Origin of the sequence: Fontibacillus phaseoli, assembly GCF_003337355.1 — a bacterium.
GTDB lineage: Bacteria > Bacillota > Bacilli > Paenibacillales > Paenibacillaceae > Fontibacillus > Fontibacillus phaseoli.
This window is the reverse complement of the sequence record NZ_QPJW01000009.1, coordinates 109,543-125,130: the sequence shown is the minus strand read 5'-3', so window position 1 is coordinate 125,130 and position 15,588 is coordinate 109,543. Positions and strand designations below refer to the sequence as shown.

Here is a 15,588-nt window from a genome sequence, read left to right as displayed (position 1 = left end):
GAAAGCGTTTTTTCTTCCGGAAAGAGGTTTATAAAAAATACCTTTACAAACGGCATGAATGATGCAATAATGTGTTTTGACGAAACCGCTTTCGGAGAATTTTATCTATTTGTTCGATTTTCCTGAAGTTTCAACGAAAATTTTAGGAACTTCACTGTCGGATGCATACCGAAAGAGTTGTCTACTTATTTATCAAATTAGGGGGTAACAACATGGTAAAGAGAATTTCAGCCTTGGTACTTGCAGGCGCTCTTACACTCAGCCTTGCAGCTTGTGGCGGTGGGGATAAAGGCGGCAATGCGGCACCTGCAAATGAAGGCGGGGGCAACAAAGCAACGGGTGAAAAGAAAGTTGTAAAGATTCTCCACTGGAAGCAAGAAAACATTAATAAAGCGATGAAAGAAATCAACGATGCTTTCGAAAAGAAATATCCGGAATATAAAGTCGAATACACGACGACAGGTCCGGACGACGAATATAAACAAGCCCAAAGAGCCAGAATCACGGCAAAAGACGTGGATGTCATGGCCGATTTGTCGGGAATGAGACTTTCGCCGCAAGATTGGACACCGGGTGCGAAAACGCCGGATTGGCAGCAATGGATCGATTCCGGTCTGATTGCTGATCTTTCGGATCAGGCGCTGGTGAAAAACTGGAACGCGAATGATATCGAAAAAGCCGGTACATACAATGGCAAAGTTTATGCCGTTCCTACCGGTAAAGTGGCCATGTCGGGTCTGTTCTACAATAAACAGATTTTTGAAGACAATGGCTTGAAAGTGCCTACGACCTGGACCGAATTTCTCAAGCTTTGCGAAGATTTGAAGGCTAAAGGAATCACTCCGATCGGTGTGGCCGGTAAAGACGTATGGCCGTTGAAGCTGCCGGTATTTGCGCTTCAAGCGAAAATCCTGGGCGGCGGCGATCAGCAAAAATGGATCGAAGGCGTTTGGAAAGGCGAAACCGCGTTTAATGACGCCGAAGCCGTTGAAGTGCTCGACAAGATGAAAACGATTCAGGACAACTACATGATCGACGGTTTCATGGGCATCGACTATGCTTCCGCTCCTGCTATCTTTGCTACAGGAAAAGTTGCTATGCTGGCTGACGGATCGTGGGATGCTCCAACGATCGCTACGGCTAACCCGGATTTGAAATTCGGATACTTCCCGGTTCCGGCTACCGAAGATGCAGCGAAAAACGCTTCTTTCGTCGGGAAGTACGATGTAACCTGGTATGTTGCCGAGCAAGGCCCGAACAAAGAGGGCGGAATCAAATGGCTGGAATTCTTCTCGGAGCCTGAAAACTACACTAAATTCGTCAAAGCAGCAGGCTTTATTCCAACCCAAGACAACATTTCCACGGACAGCGAGTTTATCGATAACGAACTGACTCCTTACCTCGGAGATTTTGAATTGGCTTACGAAATCATGATGATCAACCGCGAAAACGTGGGTGAACATCTCGCTGCAGAAGGCGTGCATACAGAATATCTGGCACCGGGCGGACAATTTAAAACCGCTAAGGAATTGGCTGACGTACAACAAAAAGAGTGGGAAGCCGCAGCTCCAAAATAATATAGAGAGAAAATTATAAAGATCATACTGCCCTCGGGGTCTGCGTTGGCGGACCCCGATCATTTATTTGATATGGACCTGCGAGGTGAGAGAGATGTATCCATTTGGCAAAGGCTTTGCGAGATTTATACCGTTTATATTACTGCTGATCCCCATGGGATTGTATCTTGTCTTCTATTTTGGACCCTCCGTAATGACAGTGATTTATTCCTTTACCGACGTGAAAAACATACCCGGCAGTTCCATGAAATTTGTCGGCCTGGAAAATTATTATGATCTTTTCTACTCCGGAAACTCTGGAGAACGCTGGCGCTCCATTATTAATACATTAATCTTCATGTTTGTCGTTACCATCGTTCAGAATGGAGTCGCCTTATTCGTTGCCGTATTGATTAATCAGCGGCTTCGCGGCGACTATTTCTACCGTGCCGTATTCTTTTTGCCGGTCGTGCTTGGGGTAGCTGTGGTCGCTCTGATCTGGAGCATGATGTTCGACCCGATGAGCGGTCCGGTAAATATGCTGTACGAGTGGCTGTTCGGATATAAAGATATGTTTTTTGCCAGCTTTACGCATGCGTTCGGTTATATTATTTTCGTTCAAATCTGGATGTACATGGGCTACTCGATGCTTATTTTCTTGGCGGGCCTGCAGTCGGTTCCTAAGGACCTCTATGAAGCCGGTTATATCGACGGTACAACCAAATGGCAATCCTTCCGTCATATCACCTTCCCGTTGATCGCTCCGTCCTTTACCGTGAATATGCTGCTTTCGATCATCGGCGCGATGTCTGCGTTCGATATCATTCTGGCCACGACGGATGGACGATTTAACACGAGAACGATGGCTTATGACGTTTATAAGGAAACTTTCCGCGGCAGTCTGGAGATGGGACTTCCGTCCGCTTTGTCTGTCGTTCAGTTCCTGATCATTCTGGTCTTCGTCGTAGTTGCGGTGAGACAGACGCGTAAGAGAGAGGTGGAATATTAATCATGAAAAATTCCAAATCGTTTACAGTGCTGTCTTATGCCGTGATCGCGATATTGTTGATTTTATATGTAGTACCGCTGATTCTTGTACTCAATGTTTCCATTAAATCATACCCCGAATACCTGATGAATCCGATCGGTTTCGTCAAGGAAATCCAGTGGAGCAATTACGCTACCGCATGGACGGAGGGGAATTTTGCGAATTACTTCGTGAACAGCGTTCTTTATACCGGCGTGGCAACCGTGTTAACGATTATCGTGTCCGTATTGGGTGCTTTCCCGGTAGCCCGCGGCTATGTCAAATGGGCCGGATTTATTTATCTCTTCTTCCTTTTGTCTCAATTTCTTCCGAATCCAATGGTTGCCCAATATAAGCTCATGTTGTCAATGCGCGAAAGTCTGGACATGTTCGGATATGACACGAAGCTGGGTTACATCATTCTGAAAACATCCGGTACCGGTGTCGTCTTCATGATGTTTGTCGGTTATATCAAATCGATCAGCCGGGAACTGGATGAAGCGGCCGGAATGGACGGATCGGGCTATTTCCGTTATTTATTCCAGATGATTCTGCCGCTGATGAAACCGGTTATCGCTACCGGCGTCATCCTGACGGCCATTGGAATCTGGAATGATTTTGTCGGACCGATCATGTATTTGCCGAGCAAAGCCAATTACCCGATCACTTTCGGTCTGAAGGAATTCAAGGGCCAATACGGCAACAACTGGCCGCTCCTGGCCTGCGGTATTACCATTGTGGCAGCACCGTTAATCGTGTTGTATACCTTCATTCAAAAATATCTCGTGGACGGCGCGCTTGCGGGAGCAGTAAAATCCTGAAGCTGTTTCACGGAACAGAATCCCGCGTACCTTCGTAGAGCGGGATTCATTTTTGCCTGAAAACAGAAATCCGGCTGGTAAGGTGCGGATTTACGATATCCAAAGGAGAGGGAGATCCAAATGAAAAGCAAAAAATGGGAGTTTTTAGGGGATCATGGGCAATTTAGGCTAGAGCAACCGGAAAAGAGCAGTTATTTGTATTTTCCGCTGGTCAACGAAGCGGGGATGATGTCTGCGATCACCCCCAATTTACACGGTGAAATGACCTCCGGCCATAACACATTTTTGATGGAGCCGGTGTCGGTACTGGATCTGCACAATTCCAAGGCTTCACGGAATTTTTGGGTGTTTATCGAAGGAAGCGGCGCCTGGTCCGTGAGCGGTAACTCCGCCAAGCAAAACTCCTCTTTATTTTCCGCGGAAGAAGAGGAAAGTAAGCTTGAGGGAGGCTTTTTGTGGCATAAAGTGACCCGGGATCACGGGGCTGTAGGCTTGCGGGCGGAAACGGTGAATTTCGTTCCCGTCACGGACGACAAGGTGGAATTAATGAAAGTTAGTCTGACCAATACGGGGAATAACCCGCTTGTCATTACTCCGACCGCGTCTATCCCGATTTATGGGCGTTCGGCGGACGATCTTCGCGATCACCGGCATGTTACATCCTTGCTGCATCGCACATTTACTTCGAAGTACGGGGTAGAAGTCCAACCGGCGCTTTCCTTTGACGAGCGGGGGCATCGGGTCAACAAGGTGACCTACGGCGTATTCGGAGCCGAGGCAGGGGGAGAATCACCCGTCGGCTTCTTCCCGGAAACCGAAGATTTCATGGGCGAGGGCGGTGCCCTTGATTGGCCGGAGGCCGTGGTGGCGAATCTGGAGCCGTCTGTCGCGTCCGGTGCCGTTCTGGAAGGCTATGAGGCGACAGGAGCCCTCCGTTTTGAGAAGGTTTCCCTTGCCCCTGGACAAACGGTATCCTTCGTCATCGCGATGATGATCTCCGATGACCGGATCGATCTGGACCGGATCGCCGCCGACTATTTGTCGGAAACCCGTTTCGATCAATTACTTCAGCGGAACGAATCTTACTGGCGTTCAAAGCTTGATACGGTGTCCTTCCATACCGGAGATAACGAGCAGGATATGTGGATGAAGTGGGTAACCCTTCAGCCAATTCTGCGTCGACTTTACGGCAACTCCTTCCTTCCGTACCATGATTATGGCCGCGGTGGGCGGGGTTGGCGCGATTTGTGGCAGGATTGCCTGGCCCTCATGGTCATGGAGCCTGCGGAGGTCCGGAATTTGCTGCTTAACAACTATGCGGGAGTCCGGATGGATGGCAGCAATGCGACGATTATCGGTTCCAAGCCCGGCGAATTCGTGGCCGACCGCAACAACATTCCGCGCGTCTGGATGGATCATGGAGCCTGGCCGCTGCTGACAACGCTGTTGTACATTCATCAGAGCGGGGATTTGGAGCTGCTGCTTCAGCCGCAAACCTATTTCCGCGACGTGTTTGTCAAACGCTGTAAGGATCGTGATTTGACATGGACTCCGGAGCAGGGGAACAAACTGCTGACGCGGGACGGTCAAATCTATGAAGGAACAATTTTGGAACATATTTTGCTGCAAAATATGACCCCGTTCTTCCATGTCGGAGAACACGGCAACATCCTGCTGGAGGGCGCCGACTGGAACGATGGATTGGATCTGGCGCCGAACCGCGGCGAGAGCGTGGCATTTACGGCCTTCTATGCGAGCAACCTGCTTGAGCTTGCCGATTTGCTGCTGGAGATGCAAGCCAAGAACGGTCAGAACACGATTGAAATCGCCGAAGAAATGGCGATTCTGTTTGACACATTGGCGGAGCCGTTAGCATATGACAGCATTGCCGATAAGCGGGATTTGCTTCAACGCTATTACGATTCCATTGTCCCGTCGGTTTCCGGGGCCAAGGTGAAGCTGGATATTTGTCAGGCAGCCGGAGATTTGAAACGTAAAGGCGAATGGGCGATGGAACATCTGCGCCAGAACGAATGGATCAAAAACCGGGAAGGCTATGAGTGGTTTAATGGATATTACAACGACCATGCGAAGCGGGTGGAAGGGGATCATCCTAATGGGGTGCGGATGACATTGACGGGTCAGGTGTTCACCATCATGGGCGGTGTCGCTACTGGAGAGCAGGTCGGCAAAATATCATCCGCCGTGAACCAATATTTGAAAGACGACAAGATCGGGTACCGGTTAAATACCCGGTTTGGGGGCATTCAACAGGATTTGGGCCGGGCGTTCGGATTCGCCTTCGGTCATAAGGAAAATGGAGCGATGTTTAGCCATATGACCGTAATGTATGCAAACGCCTTATATAAGCGCGGTTTTGTTAAAGAAGGCTTCGACGTCCTGGACTCCATTTACAAATTGTCCGCAGACTTTGAAAAGAGCCGGATGTACCCGGGAATTGCGGAATATATTAATGAAAAAGGCCGCGGAATGTATACGTATTTGACCGGATCGGCCAGCTGGCTGCTTTTGACCCAGTTAACGGAAGTATTCGGGGTCAAAGGTTATTACGGCGATTTGAAGTTGGAGCCAAAGCTGATGAAGCCGCAGTTTGACGAGGCCGGAAAGGCTTCCGTGGAAACGCTGTTTGCCGGACGCATGCTGAGCATTGCATATCTGAATCCTCAAGGTGCCGATTACGGAGCCTACCGTATCCAATCCGTTAAGCTCAACGGGGAAACTATCCCGTTCGTTATTTCCGAAGACGGTTGCTTGCTGAACCGGAACGTAATCGGAAGCCTGGCGGAGACCGGATTGCATGAACTTGAAATTGTGTTGGGCGAATAGCCTGAAAATGGTTTGGAGGCATTTCAGCAATGGTTTATCAACTTAAGAATGAACAACTGGAGATTGAAATCGCCGGGGCGGGGGCTTACAGGGGATCCCGTTTCGACTGGAGCGGATTTATAACGGGCATTACTTTACTCGAAGGCCGTCATTCATTCTGCGTTCCGGAAAGCCTGGTGCCGGGGCAAGGCACCGGGGGCGCCGGTTTGTGCAATGAATTCGGGATTTTACGAGCGATCGGTTATGAGGAAACACGTACAGGAGAATCTTTTCCCAAGCTTGGCGTCGGGTTGCTGACCCGGCTTGACGATAGGAAATACGAGTTTTCGAGAGACTATCCGGTACAACCATTCGAGACGGAAGTCGAAATGGAGGGTACCCGCAAGATTATCTTCCGGACGATTTTGGAGGAATGCCGGGGCTATGCGGTTTCCCTTACCAAGACGGTCTCAGTCGACGAAAACCGTCTCACAGTGGAATACGCTGCGCATAATACGGGTACAAAGGTCATTGCTACTGAGGAATATTGCCATAATTTCCTCGGGATCGACGGCAACCCCGTCGGTCCCGACTATGTGCTGAAGTTTCCTTTTGAGTTGTCTCCTTGGGCGGATGAGGAGGAAACACTGAGGGGCCTGACCTTCGGACAGGGGGAAGTTCGTTGGGGACATATCCCCGACAGACCGTTCTATTTTCGCCTCCCCGGCTTTGAAGGGGAGAGGTATCCCTGGATGTGGGAGCTTCTGCATCGCCCGAGCGGAACCGGCGTCCGCGAAATCAGCAGGTTCCCGGTATCCGCGGCGGCGGTCTGGGGGCTCGGTCACGTGGTGGCTCCGGAAATGTTCTATGAACTGCAACTGGCTCCGGGAGAACGGAAAACATGGTCAAGAGTGTACGAATTTTTTACGAAATCCCCCTCAATCCTTTGACGAAATGAAGCGTTAATGTGTCAATTCTGCAAACTGCTGCTTCTTAGCGAAATAACAGCTTGATGGAAAAAAGAATAGTTGCTATGATAGTCCTTATCAAAACTTCGAACCTTACTAGACACGGAAGAGAAAGGATGGGGGAAATGAGTAAGAGAGCTTACAACTTTAATGCCGGCCCGGCTGCCTTGCCTCTAGCAGTGCTGGAACGCGCCCAAGCGGAATTCGTTGATTTTAAGGAGACGGGAATGTCCATCATGGAGATGTCCCATCGCGGTAAAGTATATGAAGAGGTTCATAATGAAGCCGCCAGTCGTTTACTTAAGCTGCTCGGAAATCCTGAGGGCTACAAAGTGTTGTTCTTGCAGGGCGGAGCTACAACGCAATTTGCCATGCTGCCGATGAACTTTTTGGGCGAAGGCAAAAAGGCAGGTTACGTGAAGACGGGAAGCTGGGCCAACAAAGCCCTCAAGGAAGCCAAGCTGATCGGCGAGACTTTCGTGGCTGCTTCCTCGGAAGAAGATAAGTATATGTCGATTCCGGATCTCAGCAAGCTGGAGCTTCCTGAGAATACAGCTTACTTGCACATCACCTCCAACGAAACGATTGAAGGCACCCAGTTCCAGGCTTATCCCGATACCGGCAGCGTGCCGCTGATCGCCGATATGTCGAGCGACATTTTGTGCCGTCCGTTCGATCTGACTCAGTTCGGCGTTGTTTATGCCGGCGCACAGAAGAATCTCGGGCCGTCCGGCGTAACGGTCGTGATCGCGCGGGAGGAACTGCTGCAAAACTCGCCTAAGCATCTTCCGACTTACTTCCGTTATGATACGCATACGGAGAACAACTCGCTTTATAACACACCGCCGTCCTTCTCGATCTACATGGTGAACGAAGTATTGAAATGGATCGAAGAGCAAGGCTCCCTGAAGGGAATCGAGCAAAAGAACCTGGAGAAGGCGAACCTTTTGTATCAAACGATCGATTCCAGCGGCGGATTTTACCGCGGTTGCGCAAACACGGCGGACCGTTCGATCATGAACGTGACGTTCCGTCTCGCTTCCGAAGAACTGGAGAAGCAGTTCGTCAAGCAATCGGAGCTTGAAGGGTTCATCGGATTGAAGGGCCACCGTAGTGTCGGCGGATTGCGTGCTTCCATTTATAATGCGGTGCCTTATGACAGCGTCAAGGCGCTCGTAGACTTCATGAATGAGTTTCAAAAAGCAAACGGATAAGCTAATGAAGTGAAACGATAGATGTCGAAGCGGCAGCGGAGGGAAACCTCCGGCTGCCGCTTTTGCGTCGGGATACTTCACGGATTTTCTTTTTCATGCGGATTTTTCGGATAAACTGTTATAATAATAAATATTAAATAGATATACGAGGTGTTGATCAACATGGCATTACATATTGTACTGGTGGAGCCGGAAATTCCGGCGAATACCGGAAATATTGCGCGCACCTGCGCGGCCACCGGCATACATCTTCATTTGGTCCATCCGCTCGGGTTCCGTACTGACGACGCCACGATGAAAAGGGCGGGCCTGGATTACTGGTATGCCGTTCAAATCGAATATCATGATTCGTTCCGGGACGTAGAAGAGAAATACGGCGGTAGCCGTTTTTTCTTTGCGACGACAAAGGCGAAGAAATCGTATACAGACTTTGAGTTCCAAGACGGTGATTTCTTTGTGTTCGGAAAAGAAACGAAGGGCTTGGCGCCGGACATACTGGAGACTCACCCGGAGACGTTGATGCGGATGCCGATGACCGATAAAGTCCGCTCGCTGAATTTGTCTAATTCCGCTGCGATTATCGTTTATGAAGCGTTGCGGCAGCTTGATTTTCCCGGTATGGAATAAAACAGAGGATCAATATAACATTTTGGAGGTAGCGAGAGAATGTCACATCTTAAAACGGAAAAGGAAAAGATGCTAGGCGGGGAGTGGTACGACGCTAGCGACGAGGAACTCGTGGCGAAACGGCTGAAGGCTCGCAAACTGACACGTCAGTACAACCAGACCCTGGAGGACGAGAGAGAGCAGAGAACGGCGATCATGAAGGAGTTGCTCGGGGCTTCCGGGGAGCATGTTTATATCGAACCGACATTCCGCTGTGATTACGGTTCGAATATTTACGTCGGAAATCATTTTTACGCCAACTTCGACTGCGTCATTCTGGATGTTTGTGAGGTGCATATAGGTGACTATTGTTTCATGGCTCCAGGTGTCCATATCTACACGGCAACGCATCCTTTAAACCCCACTGACCGGAATTCCGGGGTCGAGTTCGGCAAGCCCGTTAAGATCGGTAACAATGTGTGGATCGGCGGACGAGCTGTGATTGTCCCGGGAGTGACGATCGGTGATAATGTCGTCATTGCAGCGGGGGCGGTAGTCACAAAAGATGTGCCGAACGGAGCGGTCGTTGGCGGTAATCCGGCCAAAATAATTAAATACGTCGAGATTTAGCGAAGCAGCAGGAATCCTGAAAACTATAGCGAATTATAAATAGAATAGGTATTTGGTTCTATTTTTACATAATATTTTTCAGGAGAGGTGTCCGATTTATGAAGCCTGCTGGTGTGGTCCGTAAAGTGGACCAGCTGGGTAGAATTGTCTTGCCCAAATCGCTGCGTAAGAGATATCAAATGAACGAAGGGGATCCGGTAGAAATTTTAGTTCAGGGCGACCATATCATTTTAGAGAGATATCGTCCAAAATGCGTTTTTTGCGGTTCCATGGAACAGGTCAGTGAATTCAAGGAACGTTCCATATGCAGCCAATGTCTCGTTGAAATGAACCGGCTATCCTAGCCCGTTCCGAAACGGCAGAGTATCCTTGCAAATTACGATGTGGGATGCTGTCATTCCGGCCTGTAAATAAATAAGCCTCCCTATAGGGAAGCTCATTTATTTACAGGCCTTTTGTTTTGTCATCGTTGTAGGACGAGGTCAGAATACCGCACAGGAACATGGCCAGCACCACAGTAATAATCCAAAATGTCAGCGAAAAACTCATAGCGGAACACCTCCACGATTAACTCCTGCTCCTATTATACCCGTCTCCTTCATAAAAATAAATCAAAATTATGAACTAATTCATAGACAGAATGAAGTCGAGCGTGTTTCAGACCCTTATTTGAAAAACAGAAAATGGGTCGGAACCGGACGCAGCTGTCCGTCCGAAGGCTTGTTGACGACGCGTCCGTTGACGATGAGGGAAGATGAGCCGCCTCCATCGAGATTATAAGCGTCCTGTACGCCCATTTTGAACAATTTGTTTTGCAACTCGGTCAGCGTGGCCCCGGAGCTTCCGTTCTCATCTCTCCCGTCGATGACGAGGATGAGAAGCTGGTCATCCTTGTAGTTGCCGATCACCGTACGTGGAGCCCGCAGCGGTGAATTCAACCATTTAGTCGGAATGGTCGTTTTAACACCGTTATTGAGCAGCAGAGGTACGAAGGACGCACCGAAGGATGGCTGAAGCATGTCCAAATCGGTTTTGTTCTTGAATTTCCCGCCGATCAGCTTGCCGGATTTATTAAGGCCGACAAAAAATAAATCTTTAAAAGAAGGTTCAAAGCCGGTCAAATATTCGCCGTTCAGAACAGTCGTGCTTAGTGGGTAACGTTTCCCATGCGAATCGGCAAATCCTCCGGCGTTGATTCCGGCCACCGCGCCGTGCCGTTGCACCGCACGCAGCGTCGTTTCCGAACCTCCAAGCTTGTCCTTGCCGAGCGACATTTTCATTGCATCCGGGGATTTCAGTTTGACTTTCATCGCATAGCCTTTATAGGTGCCGGGATTGACTTTATACAATTCTATCCGGATTTTGTCGCTTTGAATGGTTTGGTAAGGCGACCCTAATTGGGCCGTTATCCTTTTGTTGTAGATGGTTTCCGGCTGTTTTGCCGACTGCTGCGCCGTCTCTACGATTGAGGACATCGTCGCGGTAGTTTTATGATATAACTCCGCGGTTTCCCGGATGGAAGATGCAGTCAGCTTCGCTGCCCCCTCCGCTTCGTCCAGCCGTTGGGCGATTGCTCCGGTGACTTGCGGAATTTCCGAATCCGGTACAAAGCTTTGGATCCCGGCTTGAAATTCGATACCGGCACCGCCTATAAAGAGAGCGATCAATAATCCCAGCAGAGGGCCGGTGGCCAGCAGGAAAAATCGGTTGATTTGTTTGATTGGAGTGATCATTTCAGCAAATCCATCTTCTTCTGCAGTTCGGCCAGTTGTTTTTTGACCTCGTTCAATTGAGTGTACAGCTTGTTGCTGTTGTCGCTTTTATTCGTGGTGTTGTCTTTGGTGAATTCCAGCAGTTCATTGAAAGTTTCGACCTTGTTCTGCAGGTTGCTTACTTCGCTGTTTAGTGCGGATAGTTGAGCCGTATAGTCGGCTTTTAATTCATCCGCCTTGATCTGCCAGTTGGCATTGAGCTGTTGCATCATGGATTCCTTTAGATGATTGCTGTATAAGTAAGCGGAAACTCCGCCAGCTCCTATTAGTAAAATCCAGACAAAAACAACCAATTTCGCGGAAGGCCTTCGCGTTTTCCTGCTGCGCGGGGACTCGCTAGCGAGCTCAGTATTGTACGACATGATATCACCTCAGGGTTGTTATTTCCAGACTACATTCTATCATGAGGTTCCTATTATCGCAAAAACGACTAGATTCCGACAAGTCCGCACAAAACTAATAGTCTGCTAACGGAATTGCCGGGACATTTTGTCCTCGGTTACAATCGGCATAGGAGACAAAATCGGGAGGTGTGCAGATGCAACCGTGGCTCAAAAAGAGGATTGAGAACTTTCCGGCTGTGCTGAAAAGCCAGGTTGACAGTTACTTAGATGAAGGAACGTTTATATCTTTTGCGGGACCTGAAAAAGCTGGGCAGGATTCCTCGGAGAGGGACGGGAAAGGGCTGGAGGAAAACGTAGGGGAATCCGCGAAGAGCTTGCTTATGCATGATTTATTGGGCGGCCCGGATTGGACGGGAACCGGTATCCTGGACCCGGGGAACAAAGAGTATCTATGGGTTACCTTGCCTGAGGGTATGGATGCGGAGGTGTTGTTAAAAGCTTCTTTACTAAAAGGAACGGCGTTTTGGCCGGGCTCGATCCCTTTTCCGGAGGAGGGTAAAGATGACCAGGCCGTGGGACGAAGTCCCGATTCCGGGATGATCCGGCTATACTACGCCGGGCAAAGCGAGGATAGAATCTTGGCGGGCTTGGCCCGGATCTCCGAAGCGATCTCGGAATTTACCGCACGATTTGAAAATTGAGGCATGCCATTCCGGAGCGAGTTTAAAAGTCTTGCTCCGGACCGGCATCGGCTGCTGAAGCGGCCTGGTTCCACCCGTCCGCCACGCCCCGGTAAAGCGCTATTCCTTCAATCCCTTCCTCCGTCAGGGCATAGCGGCCGCGCGCGACCCGGCGGAACCAGCCATAGTAGTTTCGCTGAAGGAATGCGGCGGCATTACCGATGCCGCTGCGGTCGCGAACTTCGCGTGGCGCCATCTCCCCGCCGGCCTGAAGGGCGAGGGCGACGCGCAACGCTTTTTCCCGGTAGGCGGTCACCAGCTTGGTTCCGTGGCTGCCGCCGACATTGTAATCTCCGCTGCGCTCGTTGAACTCGTAAAGCAGCTTGGAGGCTCTCGCCTTGATCACCTTCGGAGACGGTACGATCACTTTGTCCCCTGGAGAGCAAAGGATCTCCACGAAAGGCGGCTTGGTTTTGTACCGCGTAACGGTAAGGAGCCCGAGACCCAGCCTGCGGCAAAGAATGGTGATCTCGCTCCAGCGCTGATTGTGTGCGCCGCGCTTAACCCGATTCCTTTCCACGGCCAGGTAGACCTCGCTGCTTAATTTTTGTCGTTCCAATCCCTGCAGCAGCAGGGCAAGATTGAATGTTTTTTTCATTTCCACAATCAGCGGTTGCTCACTGCCCGGAGAGATTCCGACCAAATCACAGTGCCGAACCTCGCTTTTTATCGTATATCCCCGCTCCTCGAAAAATGCTTTCAGCGGCGCATACAGTTCCGTCTCATGCTGTACAGCCATCACGATCTTCCTTTTCAAGAAATTTGCCTTCCCGAAAAATTATATCATATTCGATGGTCAACTTATCCGCTCCCTACGCATAGGTATGTAGTACACTTTTTCCAAAAAAGCGCGGTGATTAGAGCCGCGTTGACATCCGGTGTAAGAAGCTTGCGAGACAATGAGCGAAGGCATGCGCCCAGCCTAAAGCCTATCAGCCAGGATTTTACTAACGGGGGAATCAGAACACATCAAGCGGAGTACAGGAGGTACCGAACATGGACATTTTTGAACGTATAGCGGCATACCGGACGGAGAGCGATTCCCTGGCGTGGAATGGCACATTCAAGCAATATATTCAGCTGCTCGCCAAGGACCCTGCTCCTGCCATGACGGCCCATGCCCGGGTATATGAAATGATCGAGTCTTACGGTGTGGAGGAAATGAACGGTCGAAAGAGGTATAAATTTTTTGAACAGGAAATATTCGGTCTCGATCGTGCGGTAGAAAAACTCGTGGAGGAGTATTTTCATTCGGCGGCCAGGCGGCTTGATGTCCGTAAACGGATATTGCTGCTCATGGGTCCGGTCAGCGGCGGCAAATCGACGCTGGTGACGCTACTGAAGCGGGGACTCGAGAAGTTCTCGCGAACCGACAGAGGAGCCGTTTTTGCTATCTCCGGCTGCCCGATGCATGAAGACCCGCTTCATCTGGTACCGCATGAGCTCCGGCCCGAAGTGGAGAAAGAACTCGGCGTACGGATTGAAGGGAACTTATGCCCCGTGTGCCAAATGAGATTAAAGACCGAATATGAAGGCGACATTGAAAAGGTTGCCGTAGAACGAGTTCTGCTGTCCGAAGACGGGCGGGTCGGCATCGGCACGTTCAGTCCCTCTGATCCGAAATCCCAGGATATTGCCGATTTGACGGGGAGTATCGATTTTTCCACCATTACGGAGTACGGATCGGAATCGGATCCGCGGGCTTACAGGTTTGATGGGGAACTCAACAAAGCCAATCGCGGTTTGATGGAGTTCCAGGAAATGTTGAAGTGCGACGAGAAATTTTTGTGGAATTTGCTGTCCCTGACTCAGGAAGGCAATTTCAAAGCGGGGAGATTTGCGTTAATTAGCGCGGATGAGCTGATCGTGGCTCACACGAACGAATCGGAATACAAAGCGTTTATTGCCAACAAAAAAAATGAGGCCTTGCAGTCACGGATGATTGTTATGCCGATTCCATACAATCTCAAGGTATCCCAGGAAGAGAAAATTTATGCCAAGCTGATCGGACAGAGCGATATGAGTCATGTGCACATTGCCCCGCACGCCCTGCGTTCCGCGGCTATTTTTTCTATTCTGACCCGGCTCAAGGAGACCAAGAAGCAGGGCGTCGATCTCGTAAAGAAGATGCGTCTGTACGATGGCGAGGAAGTCGAGGGGTACAAGGATGCCGATTTGAAGGAGCTTCAAAACGAGTATCTGGAGGAGGGCATGTCCGGCGTGGATCCGCGCTACGTGATCAACCGGATTTCGAGCGCACTGATCAAGCAGGATTTACACTGCATGGGGGCGCTGGATATCCTCCGCGCGATCAAGGACGGTCTGGATCAGCATGCTTCCATTACGAAAGAAGAGCGCGAACGTTATTTGAATTTTATTAGCATCGCCCGCAAGGAATATGATGAACTCGCCAAAAAAGAAGTGCAAAAAGCATTTGTATATTCTTTTGAAGAATCGGCAAGAACCTTGTTCGAGAACTATCTCGATAATATTGAAGCCTTCTGCAACTGGACGAAAATCCGCGATCCGCTCACCGATGAGGAGATGGAGCCGGATGAACGGCTCATGCGCTCGATTGAAGAGCAGATCGGCATTTCGGAGAACGCCAAGAAAGCCTTTCGCGAGGAAATTCTGATCCGTATTTCCGCGTATTCCCGCAAAGGCAGAAAGTTTGAATACAACCACCATGACCGGTTGCGCGAGGCGATCGAAAAGAAACTGTTTGCCGACCTCAAGGATATCGTCAAAATCACGACGTCCACCAAAACGCCGGATGAAAGCCAGTTGAAGCGCATGAATGAGGTCAGCAAGCGGCTGATCGACGAGCATGGCTACTGCCCGGTCTGCGCCAATGAACTGCTTCGCTATGTGGGGAGCCTGCTGAATCGTTAGAACTTTATCTTACTTAATCCGATACACCGTCAATCCGGTACTGCGCGCCGCTCCAGTAGCTATTCTGATAGAAGATATAGATTCACAGCCTGACGACGATTCAGTCGTCGGGTTATTTATATTTGTTTGGCTTAAATAGAATCATGAGTCGCCAAATTGGTTAAACTATGAAGGAAAACGTCTAGGGAAGCA

Annotated in this window: 14 protein-coding genes; 11 read left to right on the top strand and 3 right to left on the bottom strand. The window is 49.9% G+C overall.

The features are described from left to right. The first annotated feature begins 212 nt into the window (after positions 1-212). From DFP94_RS18935 to DFP94_RS18895, 9 genes are all read left to right on the top strand, one after another. Positions 213-1,577 (top strand): ABC transporter substrate-binding protein, encoded by a 1,365-nt coding sequence (locus DFP94_RS18935; RefSeq protein ID WP_114498039.1) that lies wholly within the window; start codon positions 213-215, stop codon positions 1,575-1,577. A gap of 94 nt (positions 1,578-1,671) precedes the next feature. Then, a complete protein-coding gene (locus DFP94_RS18930) occupies positions 1,672-2,565 on the top strand; it encodes a carbohydrate ABC transporter permease (protein WP_114498038.1) in 894 nt (297 codons plus the stop codon). Positions 2,566-2,567: 2 nt separating this feature from the next. Next, a complete protein-coding gene (locus DFP94_RS18925) occupies positions 2,568-3,404 on the top strand; it encodes a carbohydrate ABC transporter permease (protein WP_114498037.1) in 837 nt (278 codons plus the stop codon). Positions 3,405-3,524: 120 nt separating this feature from the next. Next, positions 3,525-6,251 carry a GH36-type glycosyl hydrolase domain-containing protein gene (locus DFP94_RS18920; RefSeq protein ID WP_114498036.1) on the top strand — a complete coding sequence of 909 codons (2,727 nt, stop codon included), beginning with the start codon at positions 3,525-3,527 and terminating at the stop codon, positions 6,249-6,251. A gap of 29 nt (positions 6,252-6,280) precedes the next feature. Then, positions 6,281-7,180 carry a hypothetical protein gene (locus tag DFP94_RS18915; RefSeq protein ID WP_114498035.1) on the top strand — a complete coding sequence of 300 codons (900 nt, stop codon included), beginning with the start codon at positions 6,281-6,283 and terminating at the stop codon, positions 7,178-7,180. Between the two features lie 143 nt (positions 7,181-7,323). Next, on the top strand, positions 7,324-8,412 hold the full coding sequence (gene serC, locus DFP94_RS18910) for a 3-phosphoserine/phosphohydroxythreonine transaminase (RefSeq protein ID WP_114498083.1): 1,089 nt from the start codon (positions 7,324-7,326) through the stop codon (positions 8,410-8,412). Between the two features lie 162 nt (positions 8,413-8,574). Then, entirely contained in the window at positions 8,575-9,039 is a 465-nt protein-coding gene (gene trmL / locus DFP94_RS18905; RefSeq protein WP_114498034.1) for a tRNA (uridine(34)/cytosine(34)/5-carboxymethylaminomethyluridine(34)-2'-O)-methyltransferase TrmL, read from the top strand. A 39-nt stretch (positions 9,040-9,078) separates the two neighbouring features. After that, entirely contained in the window at positions 9,079-9,648 is a 570-nt protein-coding gene (locus tag DFP94_RS18900; protein ID WP_114498033.1) for a maltose acetyltransferase domain-containing protein, read from the top strand. A gap of 98 nt (positions 9,649-9,746) precedes the next feature. Continuing rightward, positions 9,747-9,992: an AbrB/MazE/SpoVT family DNA-binding domain-containing protein gene (locus DFP94_RS18895; RefSeq protein ID WP_114498032.1), complete on the top strand. Its 246-nt coding sequence runs from the start codon at positions 9,747-9,749 to the stop codon at positions 9,990-9,992. Positions 9,993-10,313: 321 nt separating this feature from the next. Here DFP94_RS18895 and DFP94_RS18890 read toward each other — a convergent pair whose 3' ends face one another. Next, a complete protein-coding gene (locus DFP94_RS18890) occupies positions 10,314-11,381 on the bottom strand; it encodes a phosphodiester glycosidase family protein (RefSeq protein ID WP_114498031.1) in 1,068 nt (355 codons plus the stop codon). Continuing rightward, positions 11,378-11,782, bottom strand: coding sequence for a hypothetical protein (locus tag DFP94_RS18885; protein WP_114498030.1), 405 nt, complete (start codon positions 11,780-11,782; stop codon positions 11,378-11,380). The genes DFP94_RS18890 and DFP94_RS18885 overlap by 4 nt, the downstream gene beginning before the upstream one ends. Before the next feature lie 176 nt (positions 11,783-11,958). On the opposite strand from DFP94_RS18885, the gene DFP94_RS18880 reads away from it, so the two are divergent. Continuing rightward, positions 11,959-12,465: a hypothetical protein gene (locus DFP94_RS18880; RefSeq protein WP_114498029.1), complete on the top strand. Its 507-nt coding sequence runs from the start codon at positions 11,959-11,961 to the stop codon at positions 12,463-12,465. A gap of 22 nt (positions 12,466-12,487) precedes the next feature. Here the strand turns inward: DFP94_RS18880 and DFP94_RS18875 are convergent, their stop codons facing one another. Next, positions 12,488-13,243, bottom strand: a complete 756-nt coding sequence (locus DFP94_RS18875) for a DUF2161 family putative PD-(D/E)XK-type phosphodiesterase (protein WP_114498028.1) — start codon at positions 13,241-13,243, stop codon at positions 12,488-12,490. Positions 13,244-13,500: 257 nt separating this feature from the next. Here DFP94_RS18875 and DFP94_RS18870 point away from each other — a divergent pair, with 257 nt between their 5' ends. Then, positions 13,501-15,396, top strand: a complete 1,896-nt coding sequence (locus tag DFP94_RS18870) for a PrkA family serine protein kinase (protein ID WP_114498027.1) — start codon at positions 13,501-13,503, stop codon at positions 15,394-15,396. The last annotated feature ends 192 nt before the right edge of the window (positions 15,397-15,588 follow it).

What these genes read in the sequence shown, in the direction of transcription:
- DFP94_RS18870 (WP_114498027.1), top strand. Translation starts at nt 13,501, where the DNA reads ATGGACATTTTTGAACGTATAGCGGCATACCGGACGGAGAGCGATTCC.
- trmL (WP_114498034.1), top strand. Translation starts at nt 8,575, where the DNA reads ATGGCATTACATATTGTACTGGTGGAGCCGGAAATTCCGGCGAATACC.
- DFP94_RS18920 (WP_114498036.1), top strand. Translation starts at nt 3,525, where the DNA reads ATGAAAAGCAAAAAATGGGAGTTTTTAGGGGATCATGGGCAATTTAGG.
- DFP94_RS18915 (WP_114498035.1), top strand. Translation starts at nt 6,281, where the DNA reads ATGGTTTATCAACTTAAGAATGAACAACTGGAGATTGAAATCGCCGGG.
- DFP94_RS18895 (WP_114498032.1), top strand. Translation starts at nt 9,747, where the DNA reads ATGAAGCCTGCTGGTGTGGTCCGTAAAGTGGACCAGCTGGGTAGAATT.
- DFP94_RS18890 (WP_114498031.1), bottom strand. Translation starts at nt 11,381, where the DNA reads ATGATCACTCCAATCAAACAAATCAACCGATTTTTCCTGCTGGCCACC.
- DFP94_RS18925 (WP_114498037.1), top strand. Translation starts at nt 2,568, where the DNA reads ATGAAAAATTCCAAATCGTTTACAGTGCTGTCTTATGCCGTGATCGCG.
- DFP94_RS18900 (WP_114498033.1), top strand. Translation starts at nt 9,079, where the DNA reads ATGTCACATCTTAAAACGGAAAAGGAAAAGATGCTAGGCGGGGAGTGG.
- DFP94_RS18880 (WP_114498029.1), top strand. Translation starts at nt 11,959, where the DNA reads ATGCAACCGTGGCTCAAAAAGAGGATTGAGAACTTTCCGGCTGTGCTG.
- DFP94_RS18935 (WP_114498039.1), top strand. Translation starts at nt 213, where the DNA reads ATGGTAAAGAGAATTTCAGCCTTGGTACTTGCAGGCGCTCTTACACTC.
- DFP94_RS18885 (WP_114498030.1), bottom strand. Translation starts at nt 11,782, where the DNA reads ATGTCGTACAATACTGAGCTCGCTAGCGAGTCCCCGCGCAGCAGGAAA.
- DFP94_RS18875 (WP_114498028.1), bottom strand. Translation starts at nt 13,243, where the DNA reads ATGGCTGTACAGCATGAGACGGAACTGTATGCGCCGCTGAAAGCATTT.
- DFP94_RS18930 (WP_114498038.1), top strand. Translation starts at nt 1,672, where the DNA reads ATGTATCCATTTGGCAAAGGCTTTGCGAGATTTATACCGTTTATATTA.
- serC (WP_114498083.1), top strand. Translation starts at nt 7,324, where the DNA reads ATGAGTAAGAGAGCTTACAACTTTAATGCCGGCCCGGCTGCCTTGCCT.